The following is a 12,294-nucleotide window of genomic DNA, read 5'->3' as shown; positions in this document are numbered from 1 at the left end:
TTACGGCGTGGCCTTTCATCGTCGTCAAAACCCATAGGGACGGATCGAGCGAGATGGTTGGTCAATATCACCGGCCACTCGCTGGCGTTCTTCGTCCCATACCCGAACGACAGTTCATTGCAGGATATGAGATTGCCGGCAACGCCGTGCCGCTCCACTTCGGTCGCAAGTTCCGCCAGGCTTCCGCGCTACATGGCGATGGCAGTTCGCCCGCAACGCGTGGCTATTTCGAAAGAGCGAGGATCCTTCTGTACATTCTGCGTTCGCGCCATTGGCGAAAAGCCTAACGAACCTTCGCAAGCCGACCGGCGAACATGAATGATCCCCCGCTTGCCCTCCTAAGTCGCCCGGGCTCTCAGCCGTCCATTCGGGTAGGTTAAATAAACCTCTGGTAGATGCTATAACTTACTCTACCGGCTTGGACGCCACCCCCGAGCCGGGCATTGCAGCGTCCGACGAGACTGCATGCCCTCGCAGTGTCGTCGGACACCCTCCCGTGAAGGAGCGGTTAATTCGACCGGCTCACGCTGCCCGCCCCGCCTTGCGGCCAGAGAAAATGCATCCTCCCAGGAAAGTGCCTTCCAGCGCATTGTAGCCGTGATATCCACCGCCGCCAAAGCCCGCCGCTTCACCGCAAGCATACAATCCCGGTATGGGCGCGCCGCTCTGTCTGAGCGCCTGGCTATTCAGATCGGTCTCCAGTCCGCCCAGGGATTTTCGCGTGAGAATGTTAAGGCGCACTGCAATCAGTGGGCCGGCCTTCGCATCCAATATGCGATGAGGTGGGGCCGTGCGCATGAATCGATCGCCGAGATAGCCGCGTGCCTGTCTCAAAGCGACGATCTGGGCATCCTTGGCAAAAGGATTGTCCAACTCGCGATCACGGGCTTCTATCTGGGAACGCAGATGCGCAAGGTCGAGCGGGTGGTCGCCGATACGGTTCATGCCGGCGACCAGTTCTTCCAGCGTTTCAGCAACGATGAAATCCCGACCCTTCGCCTTGAAGGCTTCCACCGGCGGCGGAGCCGACCGCCCCAAGCGGCTGCGCAGAAGGAGCCCGATGTCGCGTCCCGTAAGATCCGGATTCTGTTCGGAGCCCGAAAGGGCAAACTCCTTCTTGACGATCTTCTGCGTGGTGACGAACCAGCTGTAACCGTGACCGAGCTTGCAGATGTGCCGCAGCGTCGCAAGACTGTCGAAGCCCGGCAGGCAAGGCGCCGGCATGCGATTGCCATTGGCGTCGAACCAGAGGGAGGACGGGCCTGGCAGGATGCGGATACCGTGGTTCGGCCAAATCGGGTCCCAATTGGCAATGCCTTCGGTATAGTGCCACATCCGGTCGCCATTGATCGACCGCGCGCCGGCCGCCTCGGCATGACCGATCATCAAGCCATCCACGTGATGAGGCACGCCGCTCAGCATCCGCTCCGGGGGTGCGCCAAGACGTTCGACAGGCCAGGCACGGCGAACCAGTTCCGGATTGCCGCCGATGCCGCCGCTTGCCACGATCACGGCACCCTCGATGCGGAAATCCCCCACGACATCACGGTTCGATTGCCAACCACGGGGGGTACCATCCTCCGCCAGAAGCTCGCCTTCCACGCCGGTTATACCATCGCGATCGCCGATCAGCCGCGTCACTCGCCGGCGGAACAACAGCTCGATTTTGCCTTCCCTCTCCGCCGCCAAAACCCGCTTTAGGAATGGATCGAGAACGCCGGGACCCGTGCCCCAGGTGAGATGGAAGCGCGGCACGGAATTGCCATGTCCGTCGGCAAGGCCTCCGCCACGTTCCGCCCAGCCGACGACGGGAAACCAGCGCATGCCGAGCCCATGCAGCCAGCTGCGCATTTCGCCGGCGGCAAAATTGAGATAAGCATCCGCCCAGGCACGCGGCCAGAAATCCTCGGCCCGGTCGAAACCCGCCGCCCCCAGCCAATCCTGACGGGCGAGATCGAGACTGTCGCGAATACGCAATCGCCTCTGTTCCGGCGTATCGATCATGAACAGCCCGCCGAGCGACCAGAAGGCTTGCCCTCCGAGGCTTGCACGCGGCTCCTGATCGACAAGGATCACCCGCTTTCGGCGCTCCATCAGCTCGCAAGCGGCAACAAGGCCCGAGAGGCCGGCTCCGACGATCACCACATCTGCACGACTGCTCATTCGTTCCCCCTCCGCGAATTGCATGTTAATGGGAGAGCTTAGTGGACCTTACGTAAAAGTAAAATGGACACCGGAGTTGAAGGGCATTGGGAATCGATCCACCAAGCCTGCATGTTGTCTCCATGAAACCTGCACGATGTTCATGTTGTCTTCCGACGCTGGCGGCGACCAATCGCCATTTTGTTGATGCGGCAGCCGCTGTTGACACGAAGGACCCTCGATAGGAATGCGGCCTTCCGTGGGAACAGTGATGCGACGAACGATATCGGCAACCCCTCAAGGGAAACATCATGTACAAACAGAAGACGCCCACGCTTATCGATTGGCTTTCGATGTTGGTACGTCTGACGCCGATCATCATGGTTTACTTGTGGCCGACATTTCTTCGGTTCATTCTAGGCACTGTTCTTTGTGTCGCCCTCGCCGCGCTCATGTATCATTTGCTTGATGTGGAACTGTATTTTTCGGTGCAGGGCCCTTCTCCACAAGTGCCTCCGCTTCCTGGCGAGCGCTAATCCTTATCTTCGGAACGGAGAACTTTCCTCATTGCCGAGCCAGGATGGCGCCGCTTCCACAACGAAGCCTCGTCCCGCAATTGACTGCCGGAGGGAAATCACGACAGAGTAGGTGCTACACGGCCTTCTCCATCGCATCGGCTTGCCTGACATCGGAAAAGGCGCCATCCGATTGCTTAATCAAGAGAGGAGCAGCAGCCATGGGCAAGCTTCCCGATATGACGAAACACCGCGGCTTTCCTTCCGGCATGCCGGGTACGGGGGTGCAATTCACCATTCGCCGCGCAAATCCCAAGGGCGTGACGCCGATCAAGAAACTGCCGCGGCGTGCGCGGCCGGGATCACAGGAACATCTGATCGACGCCGCATTCCTGCACGCGCTCTGGCATCATTTCGGTGCCGAGCCCTTCGAGCGCGGCAATCTCGATGCCGCTCGGCTGAACCTCCTGTTCGGTCGCGAGGTGCTGCCCGCCGACAAGGATTTCGATCCGCTCTCCTATGAGGCCATGCTCGTCATCAACGAGAAAGTGGCGCGGGAAAGCTTCCCTGAAGCATTCGAAGATGTGATGGAAATCTGACGACACGCGGAATGCGCAGCTCTCTTGAACAGGCAGTCAACGGAAGCGCTAAGCGACAGACCGATATCGATAAGAGGAGCTGCGGCCCTATGCCCGGTTGCCTCCGGGCTGGAGTGCGCTAGCTTCCGGTAGTCGACACCCTTCATTCGAGGCTGATATGTCTGACGATGTCTTGCTGACATTCAATGCCGGCTCCTCGACCTTGAAAATCGGGGTCTTCGAGCTGGCGACCGAAGGGGCAAGGAATGTCGGCCGCGGCAAGATCGATTTCGATCAGAGCCCGCTGATGCTCCGCTATTCCATCGGCACGGATAGATACGAGAAGACGATCAGGGGCGATAATGGCACGCAGTTCGTCTCCGTGATCTCCGACACGCTGGATCATTTGCTCGCCCATCTTCCCGGCAAGCTCCGGGCGGTCGCTCATCGCGTCGTTCACGGCGGCATGGCGTTTCAGGAGGCTGTCCTCTTGGATGAGGCTGCAATCAAGCGGATCGAGAAGCTTGTTCCTCTTGCGCCTCTGCACCAGCCGCAGGCTCTGCGTGCCATTCGGTCAATGCAAATGCTGCGGCCGGACGTCCAGCAGACCGCCTCCTTCGACACGGCCTTTCATTCGTCGCAAGCCGACGTCGTGCGGCGGCTGGCGATACCGCGCGCCATGCATGATGACGGCGTGCGCCGCTACGGCTTTCACGGGCTCTCCTATAAATACATCGCCGCAAAGCTTCGCGAGATCGATCCGGAGGCAGCGAAGGGAAAGGTTGTCACCTGTCATCTCGGCAGCGGCGCCAGCTTGTGCGCGATGGAAAACGGCACCAGTCGCGACACGAGCATGGGTTTCTCGGCGCTTGACGGCATCCCCATGGCAACGCGTCCCGGCTGGCTGGATCCAGGCGCCCTGCTTTATCTCATGAGGACGGGAAAACAGCAGCCCGAACGGATCGAGGATTTCCTCTACCATCAATGCGGCCTGCTCGGCGTCTCCGGCATCAGCGGCGACACACGGGTTCTGCTCGATGACAAGAGCCCGGAAGCCGCCGAGGCCATAGATTTGTTCTGCCTGCGCATCTCAGGCGAGATCGGGCGGCTATGCGCAACGACGGGCGGTCTCGACGCCATCGTCTTCACCGCCGGCATCGGTGAAAACCAGCCTGAGATCAGGACGCGTGTCGCACGAAGGTTGCAGTGGCTGGGTATTGAGATCGATGAAGATGCAAACGACAGCAATTTGACTTCGATCAACGCGGCATCCAGCCGCGTGAAGCTATTCGTGATCCCGACCGACGAGGAACGTGTGATCGCCGAGGAGGCGGTTGCCCTCGTCGCCTGACGAAAACGAGGAGACGCAGATGAATGCCGTGACCACACCGCTTTCGCCCGAGGAACTCTCCCTGATCGACCGCTACTGGAAAGCGGCAAACTATCTGTCGGTCGGCCAAATCTATCTGATGGACAATCCGCTACTGCGCGAAGCGCTGAAACCGGAGCATATCAAGCCGAGACTGCTCGGCCACTGGGGCACGACGCCCGGATTGAATTTCATTTATGCGCACCTCAACCGCATCATCAAGGCACGCGATCTCGACGTCATCTATATATGCGGCCCCGGCCATGGCGGCCCCGGCATGGTCGCCAACACCTATCTCGAGGGTACCTATAGCGAGATCTATCCGGATATTTCCGAGACGACGGAAGGCATGCAAAGGCTGTTCAAGCAGTTTTCCTTCCCAGGCGGCATTCCGAGCCACGCCGCACCGGAAACGCCCGGCTCCATCCACGAGGGCGGCGAACTGGGCTATGCACTGGTACATGCCTACGGCGCCGCGTTCGACAATCCCGATCTGATTGTTGCCTGCGTCGTCGGCGACGGCGAGGCCGAAACCGGACCTCTGGCTGCGAGCTGGCATTCCAACAAGTTCCTCAATCCGGCGCGCGATGGCGCGGTACTGCCCATCCTCCACCTCAACGGCTACAAGATCGCCAACCCGACGATCCTCGGCCGCGCAGATGACGACGATCTGCACAAGCTGCTCTCAGGCTATGGCTACGAACCCTTCTTCGTCGAGGGACATGAACCACCCGCCATGCATCAGGCGATGGCCGGCACGTTTGACCAGGTGTTCGACCGCATCCGCGACATACAAAGAAACGCACGTGAACAAACGTCGTCGGAAAGCATGCCGCGCTGGCCCATGATCGTGTTGCGAAGCCCGAAAGGCTGGACCGGCCCCAAGCAGGTCGATGGCAAGAAGGTGGAAGGATTCTGGCGCGCGCATCAGGTGCCGGTCGCCAATTGCCGCGGCGACGAGGCGCATCGCAAGATCCTAGAAGACTGGATGCGAAGCTACGATCCCGACGATCTTTTCGATCATAGCGGGCGGCTGAAGGAGGAGCTGCAAGCGCTGGCGCCGCGGGGCAAAAGGCGCATGGGCGCCAATCCCCACGCCAATGGCGGCCTGCTGCGCCAGGAGCTTCTGGTTCCGTCCATCGAAGATTACGCCGTGGAGATCGGCGAGCGCGGCAGCAAGCAGGTACAATCCACCGAAATCCTGGCGCACTACTTGCGCGACACGCTGAAGCTCAATGATGCCAAGCAGAATTTTCGCATCTTCGGCCCCGACGAGACGGAATCGAACCGGCTCGGCAGCGTCTTCGAAGCCACGAATCGGGTCTGGATGGAGGCGATCGAGGATTATGACGTCCATCTGTCCCGCGACGGGCGGGTGATGGAGGTGCTCAGCGAGCATCTATGTCAGGGCTGGTTGGAGGGCTACCTGCTCACGGGTCGGCATGGGCTTTTTTCGTGCTATGAAGCCTTCATCCATATCGTCGATTCCATGTTCAACCAGCATGCCAAATGGCTGAAGGTTTCGCGCGAACTGCCCTGGCGCAAACCGATCTCGTCGCTGAACTATCTGTTGACGTCGCATGTCTGGCGACAGGATCACAATGGCTTTTCCCACCAGGATCCGGGCTTCGTCGATCTCGTCGCCAACAAGAAGGCCGACATCGTGCGCATCTATCTGCCGCCGGACGCCAATACGCTGCTGTGGGTCGGTGATCATTGCCTCAGGACCTATGACCGGATCAACGTCATCGTCGCCGGCAAGCAGCCGGAATCGCAATGGCTCGGCATCGACGAAGCGGCCGCCCATTGTAAGACGGGCGTCGGCATCTGGGATTGGGCGAGCTACGAAGACAACACCATCGCCCCTGACGTCGTGATGGCCTGCGCAGGCGATGTCCCGACCATGGAGACGCTTGCTGCCGTCATGCTGCTGCACGAGGCGATCCCCGATCTCAAGATCCGCACGGTCAACGTGATCGATCTCCTGGCTCTGCAGGACCCACAACAGCATCCGCATGGTCTCGATCATCAGGCATTCGATCAGATCTTTACCACGGACAAGCCAGTGATCTTCGCCTATCACGGCTATCCCTACCTGATCCACCGCCTGACCTATCGGCGGACCAACCATGACAACATCCATGTTCGCGGCTTCATCGAAGAGGGTACAACGACCACGCCATTCGACATGACCGTGTTGAATGAACTCGATCGCTACCATCTCGCCTTGGAGGCGATCAATCGTATTCCCGGCCTATCGGAGAAGGTGCCGGAGGTCGTGGATGGCCTGAAGGCAAAACTCACCAAGCATCACGATTACGTCCGCCGGCACGGCGAGGATATGCCGGAAGTCTCAAATTGGCGGTGGAGGCGATAGAGCAGCCGGAAATACCGCGGTGCAGCGTTCCTGGATCTCAGGACTTGGATGCGTGCTGCGGCTTTCCCTTTTGCTTGGTCGAGGCCATGTCGTGAAGCTCCTTCTCGCTCATGGAGTCGACCATGCTTTTCGACGCACCCTTCAGTTCGCTCTTCTTTCGTTCGCCACGTTTGGCGGCAAGCGCCGCACCGGCGGCCATTTGCTGTGATTTCGACTTTGCTGGCATGATGACATCTCCTTTGGATGAGGTTGAAATTTTGCCGGCCTATCCGGCAAAGCGGACCAGCAGGATAACGAGGACTACGGCGGCAAGTCCGCCGATGAACACCAGACGCTGCCACCGTCGCGTCAGGATGATCTCGCCTTGGCGTGCATCTTCCGCGGAAAACGTGCGCGGTTCCTGTTTGTGCGCACCGTCTGGGTCTCTTCTGCTCATTGCAACCATCCCTCGGCGGCAGGAACCGCCGATCATGTCTGCCTGCAAAGCGTGGCTTACGACTGGTAGCTGCCAGTAAGGCTTGCCTCTGCAAGCATGTGTTTCTTCACTTTCTGCCACATGGCTTCCGCGCCAGCGGCTTCGGGAAGCGTCATCCGCGCTACATCGAGCGCGGCAAGCCGGAAAACGTACCGATGGGGCGGATCGCCTGCCGGAGGACGCGGACCGTCGTAACGGGCATTGCCGAAATCATTCTTATAGAAACGCAGCGCCTGCTCCTGCATAGCATCCACGTTTTCAACCAAGCCGCTCCACTCCGCCGGAATGTTGGCGATGCCGCAATGCCGGAATGTTCCCGCCGGCGCATCCGGGTCCTCGATGATCAAGGCGAAGCTCTGGGTCCCTTTGGGAGCGCCGCCCCAGGCAAGCGGCGGGAATATATTTTCTCCATCCAGCGCGTATTTGCTCGGTATCGGCGCATTCTCAGCAAAGGCCTTGCTGATCAACGTCAAAGCCATTCGATCCTCCTCTTGCTGTCATGGATTCATGAGCCTGTGAACTTCTGAACCTAAAGTGGAACACATCAGAATCATTATTGTTCCCCATAGGGAACATTCGCACTCACCCGCAGTTGTGGGAGCGTCCATGAAGGAGGAAAAAATGACGGACGAACGGTTCGAGTGGATCAGCAAGAGGGCCTACGCCATTTGGGAAGCAGCTGGCCGTCCCTGGGGCTGCAGCCAGCATCACTGGGAGCAGGCGGCCAAGGAACGCGAGATCATGGAGAGAACGCGAGCCTCCGTGGACGGAGAAGAAGTGCTCGCAAGGTTTCGGCGAAGGGCTGCAACAAACCCACCCAAGAATGACGCTCGGGAATCCGAGGAAGACACCCCCTCCGAGGATCGCCGCGTCGGATAATTTTTCGTCAGTTCCCGCCGGCAAGCCGTTCCCATGTCCGATCCCTCAAAGAGGAACGGATATCCGCGATACACATTGATCCCTATGAATTTCCAGAGCCCGCCCGCTAATTCTGCGTTCCGTCGCGATTTGGTTGGGCTGGCGTGCTCTTTGTGCCTTGCTGGTTGTTCTCAGTGCGATCGGTTGGAGCGGGTTGTATGGATTGCCCTGCTGGCGGCGTATTGTCTATCGTGCCGGTCTGCGGCTGACCGCTTGAGGAACTTATTGTAGGCGCCGGGTTCTGCGGTTTGTTTGGTTCGATATAACGACCCCAAACTTCAACGCCCGCCCATACGATTGCCGCCAGAACCAATGCCGTGATCAAGATGGTAGACAGATGCGTGCCTCGCACCCCCTGGCGGGCCTCGGTCGCGGACAATGGTTTCTTCTGATCCTGGGGCTTCTTCGGTTCCTCGAATGCCATGGCAAGCCTCCATCTCTACAAATTCCATATGGACCTAACAGAGACGCCGAAAGATGGTTCCATCAAAGGAGCACCTACATCCGATCGGCATTAAACCGGAACAATGTGCGAAGCCCGGCGTTAGCCCAATGAGGTCGTAGATCGTGCCAAGCGGACGCGATGGTGCTGAAGAATATGGAGATTTTTCCGCTTTCTCTCCATAGCCAACGAAACGGCAGTCGAGCTTTCTACCCATCCGATCTGCGACCTTTCCAACATTCGAGGAGACGGAAAGGGAAGGGCCTTTGATGCTCTACCGTGTGGTCCCGGTCGTGTCCGACGACAATCCATACCGTCATCGAGGTGAACAATGACAAGGATTATCATCAGCGCGGTGCCGCCGAAGGAATCGTCGGCGTCAACACCATTTTCTCCGCCCCGATTTAATCGATTGCGCCTTTCGAACACCCGGAGTGCGGTGGCTAAATACGCAGGCTTCCTGCTGATGACGGCGGTCGCGGCCGTCATGTCATCGAATTTCGTGTTCGCACAGCAATCGAACGACGATCGATGCAAGGCAGAGGATACCAACCGGCAGACTGACAACAGGCATGCGGAAAGCGGGCAGACGTCCACGCCGGACGGCAATCCCAGCCAGAAGCTGTCCGACTGCGGCGGCGTGCTGAAGCCACCGCCCGTTGGTGACAGCAAAATGGAGAAGCCCGCCCCGCAGGTCGGCAACACGCCTGTCATCAAGCCTGGCGACCAACCGAAAGAACAGCAAAACGGCCAACAGCCAAACAAATAGAGCCGATCTTCCCTACGGCTTTGGCTCGGGCTGCTCTATGGGACCGTGCGTAACGGCGCCAGAATCTCGATGATCGCTCGACGTAAACGGCTTAATGACGAGAATCCCCAGAATGGACGCGATCATCAAGCCGAAAATGAGGAGCAGTAGCATTCGCATGTCGAAGTCCTGATCCTACGAGGATTTGCGCACGGTAAGATTGCTGTCATGCCCGATTATGCCGCAGGCTTGCCGGGAGATCGCCTCGGCGCGCTGCTTGGCTTCGTGATTTTCAACAGACCCTTCGACAACGACTCGCCCGCGACTCACAGTGACGAAGATGCTCGCCTCCTTTAGCAATTGGTCGGCTTTCAGCCTGCCTTCGATCTCGGTACGAATTTCCTCATCGGTCCTTTCCGGGGTCGGCGTGGAGGTTCTGGCTGACGGGTCTTCGGAGATTCTGTCGCCCCCGGCCTCCCCTGATCCGGAGGTCGTCCTGACATTGGAAATCCAGACGGAAATTTCATCGGCCGTTTGCTCGCGCTGCCGGTCGGATTCGGCTGAATCCTCGCAGCGTGCGTCATCCGTACCCTGCTCAGGCCGAATTTCCTTTGACGGATGTCGCCTCGTCTCCTCGGCTGCGACATCCCCCGAGCCACCGGCGGCCTGATCAAGCGCCTGAAGGGTCCGTATATCGCCGCGATCCGGAGAATCCTTTGCCCTTGTCTGTTGCTTGGCTTCGGTCATGGTTTTCTCCCTCTTTAATTAGGGACAAACTTTCACCGCTCCGGAATGTTCCGATGTGGGGGTCGTATCAAGTTCCACTCGTCAGCATTTCCAAAGACACGACCTTATAACGCTCTTGAAGGGATGCCAGCAGCCGCGCACCGCCGCCATCCAGTCCTGCCTGCCGCCACCGCACCTCGTAGGAAATATGCGCAGTGGCCTCGGTCGAGCCCGCCGCCTTGCCGACAAAAGAGAAGACATATCCGAGCGGTTCAAGCGCTGCCTGCATATCGGAGATCCCAATGCCGGCACTGCAAGGCAGCTCTATCACGATACGCGCCTTCTGCCTGCGAGGGATCAACCTATCGAACTGTTTAAACGGCGAGAGCACCACAAAGGCGATGAGGGCGCCGGCCGAACCGACAACGAGTTGACCGCCGCCGATGCATAGGCCAACGGCCGTCATGATCCACAGGGTCGCAGCTGTCGTCACGCCCGTGACGAGATCTCCGCGCTTAAGGATGGCGCCGCCGCCGATGAAGCCGACGCCGGTCAGGACGCCGAGTGGAAAGCGCAGCACATCCATCGAGGCAAACGATTGTGACGTCTTGCCCAATGTGGACAGTAGGAGGTTAGCCTGGATCATCGACAGGCACGCGGCAAGCCCGACAAGGATCGTCGTGCGAAACCCCGCCGCATGCCCGCCCATCTCTCGATTGATGCCGATCAACCCTCCGGCAATGACAACCAGCACCAGACGGACAACAGTATCCAGCCAGTCCGCCTCCACCCGCATGATATCGCTAAGGTCAGGCATGATGTCCTCCCAGAAAGTGTCGCCACCGGGATTTTCCAGTTGGGGAACATCGCAGACGGCGTTTCGTTCCATCGCCGACGGAAGCGCTCACGAAAAGCGCAATAAAAGCAGCATGATGATTTCGAGCTCTCTTGTCAGTTCGAGGGAAAGCGCTTAGCCAGAGGATCGCTCGCGCCACCATACCGCGAACCGCTTCCTGCAATGGCAAGCGACCGTATCGATTCGACATACCCTGCGAGGCCATATGATTTCCGGAAACCGTGAAAAGGGACCCATTGCAGGGATCGCGCTCGCCTGCGCGGGATATGCCTGCTTTTCCCTTCAGGACGCGATGGTGAAGTGGCTGGTCGCCAGCTACGAAGTACCGGAGATCCTCTTCATGCGCAGTCTGGTCATTGTGCTGGTCGCAGGCGTGCTCGTCCGTTATCGGCGCCATCCCTCAATTTTCAAAAGCCCCTATCGCGGCACGGTCGTCCTGCGCGCCGGGCTGATGCTGCTTGCCTGGCTGCTCTTCTACAATGCGGCCCGCTATCTGGGTCTGGCAGAACTTACGACACTGTACTTTTCGGCGCCGATGATCGTCGTGATTCTATCGATCTTCGTTCTCAAGGAGAAGGTCCATGCGGGCCGCTGGATCGCCTGCATAGGAGGCTTCATCGGGGTGGCGATCGCGGCAAATCCAAGCCATTCGCCCAACCTCCTGCCCGCCGCCATGTGCATCGTCGCGGGTTTCTGCTGGGCTTGGAGCACGATCCTAATTCGACTCGTCAGCCGAAGCGAGACCACGCTTACCCAGATGTATGCCACGAGCCTGATATTCGGCATTGCCTGTGCCCTGTCGTTTCCATGGACATGGAAGACCCCTGACGCGAGCGGCTGGGCACTGATGCTGACCCTCGGCATTATCTCGACGATTGGGCAGTTTCTGCTCTATGAAGGCTTTCGATACGCACCCGCTTCGACGCTGGCGCCCATCGAATATAGCGGCCTCGTTTGGGCTTTCGTGTACGGCTATGTGATCTGGGCCGAGGTTCCGGCGACGAACGTCTTTGCCGGCGCCCTCCTTATCATCGCCTCAAGCTTCCTGCTTATCCTGTGGGAGCGCCGCATGGCACGCTCACCGGAAGAACGTGAAATATTGAGACGCCACCGATAGATGGCCCGCCTGCACTCGAAACCATGAGCCA

At 59.1% G+C, this 12,294-nt stretch carries 14 protein-coding genes; 7 read left to right on the top strand and 7 right to left on the bottom strand.

What is annotated here, in order from left to right:
- Positions 1-522: 522 nt before the first annotated feature.
- Positions 523-2,163 (bottom strand): FAD-binding dehydrogenase, encoded by a 1,641-nt coding sequence (locus GDN47_RS18695; RefSeq protein ID WP_152093977.1) that lies wholly within the window; start codon positions 2,161-2,163, stop codon positions 523-525.
- A gap of 290 nt (positions 2,164-2,453) precedes the next feature.
- On the opposite strand from GDN47_RS18695, the gene GDN47_RS18690 reads away from it, so the two are divergent.
- The 4 genes from GDN47_RS18690 (at position 2,454) to GDN47_RS18675 (ending at position 6,981) form a co-directional block, all read left to right on the top strand.
- The gene (locus GDN47_RS18690; protein WP_113353305.1) at positions 2,454-2,678 is read left to right on the top strand and encodes a hypothetical protein; all 225 of its coding nucleotides are present in this window, start codon (positions 2,454-2,456) and stop codon (positions 2,676-2,678) included.
- A 200-nt stretch (positions 2,679-2,878) separates the two neighbouring features.
- Positions 2,879-3,256: a hypothetical protein gene (locus GDN47_RS18685; RefSeq protein ID WP_112723816.1), complete on the top strand. Its 378-nt coding sequence runs from the start codon at positions 2,879-2,881 to the stop codon at positions 3,254-3,256.
- A gap of 157 nt (positions 3,257-3,413) precedes the next feature.
- Positions 3,414-4,586 carry an acetate/propionate family kinase gene (locus tag GDN47_RS18680; protein ID WP_145321381.1) on the top strand — a complete coding sequence of 391 codons (1,173 nt, stop codon included), beginning with the start codon at positions 3,414-3,416 and terminating at the stop codon, positions 4,584-4,586.
- A gap of 19 nt (positions 4,587-4,605) precedes the next feature.
- On the top strand, positions 4,606-6,981 hold the full coding sequence (locus tag GDN47_RS18675; protein ID WP_152093976.1) for a phosphoketolase family protein: 2,376 nt from the start codon (positions 4,606-4,608) through the stop codon (positions 6,979-6,981).
- 37 nt (positions 6,982-7,018) lie between these two features.
- Here GDN47_RS18675 and GDN47_RS18670 read toward each other — a convergent pair whose 3' ends face one another.
- Genes GDN47_RS18670 through GDN47_RS18665 form a run of 3 tightly spaced genes read right to left on the bottom strand, consistent with a single transcriptional unit; the run spans position 7,019 to position 7,935 of the window.
- The gene (locus tag GDN47_RS18670) at positions 7,019-7,207 is read right to left on the bottom strand and encodes a DUF3008 family protein (protein WP_095438378.1); all 189 of its coding nucleotides are present in this window, start codon (positions 7,205-7,207) and stop codon (positions 7,019-7,021) included.
- Between the two features lie 39 nt (positions 7,208-7,246).
- Positions 7,247-7,417 (bottom strand): hypothetical protein, encoded by a 171-nt coding sequence (locus tag GDN47_RS32065; RefSeq protein WP_173002522.1) that lies wholly within the window; start codon positions 7,415-7,417, stop codon positions 7,247-7,249.
- Positions 7,418-7,473: 56 nt separating this feature from the next.
- Complete coding sequence (locus tag GDN47_RS18665) at positions 7,474-7,935, bottom strand: YbhB/YbcL family Raf kinase inhibitor-like protein (RefSeq protein WP_152093975.1); 462 nt, start codon at positions 7,933-7,935, stop codon at positions 7,474-7,476.
- A gap of 142 nt (positions 7,936-8,077) precedes the next feature.
- Between GDN47_RS18665 and GDN47_RS18660 the strand changes: the two genes are divergently transcribed.
- Positions 8,078-8,335, top strand: a complete 258-nt coding sequence (locus GDN47_RS18660) for a DUF2934 domain-containing protein (protein ID WP_113331323.1) — start codon at positions 8,078-8,080, stop codon at positions 8,333-8,335.
- A gap of 106 nt (positions 8,336-8,441) precedes the next feature.
- On the opposite strand, the gene GDN47_RS18655 is transcribed toward GDN47_RS18660, so the two are convergent.
- On the bottom strand, positions 8,442-8,798 hold the full coding sequence (locus GDN47_RS18655; RefSeq protein WP_112723820.1) for a hypothetical protein: 357 nt from the start codon (positions 8,796-8,798) through the stop codon (positions 8,442-8,444).
- A gap of 349 nt (positions 8,799-9,147) precedes the next feature.
- Between GDN47_RS18655 and GDN47_RS18645 the strand changes: the two genes are divergently transcribed.
- Complete coding sequence (locus GDN47_RS18645; protein ID WP_152093974.1) at positions 9,148-9,585, top strand: hypothetical protein; 438 nt, start codon at positions 9,148-9,150, stop codon at positions 9,583-9,585.
- 174 nt (positions 9,586-9,759) lie between these two features.
- Here GDN47_RS18645 and GDN47_RS18640 read toward each other — a convergent pair whose 3' ends face one another.
- Complete coding sequence (locus GDN47_RS18640) at positions 9,760-10,311, bottom strand: BON domain-containing protein (RefSeq protein ID WP_152093973.1); 552 nt, start codon at positions 10,309-10,311, stop codon at positions 9,760-9,762.
- 67 nt (positions 10,312-10,378) lie between these two features.
- Positions 10,379-11,107: an MgtC/SapB family protein gene (locus tag GDN47_RS18635; protein ID WP_152093972.1), complete on the bottom strand. Its 729-nt coding sequence runs from the start codon at positions 11,105-11,107 to the stop codon at positions 10,379-10,381.
- Between the two features lie 244 nt (positions 11,108-11,351).
- Between GDN47_RS18635 and GDN47_RS18630 the strand changes: the two genes are divergently transcribed.
- Positions 11,352-12,263, top strand: a complete 912-nt coding sequence (locus GDN47_RS18630) for a DMT family transporter (protein ID WP_152093971.1) — start codon at positions 11,352-11,354, stop codon at positions 12,261-12,263.
- Positions 12,264-12,294 lie beyond the last annotated feature (31 nt).

It is taken from the genome of Martinezella dioscoreae (assembly GCF_009176305.1).
GTDB lineage: Bacteria > Pseudomonadota > Alphaproteobacteria > Rhizobiales > Rhizobiaceae > Rhizobium > Rhizobium dioscoreae.
This window is presented reverse-complemented; position numbering and strand designations above follow the sequence as displayed.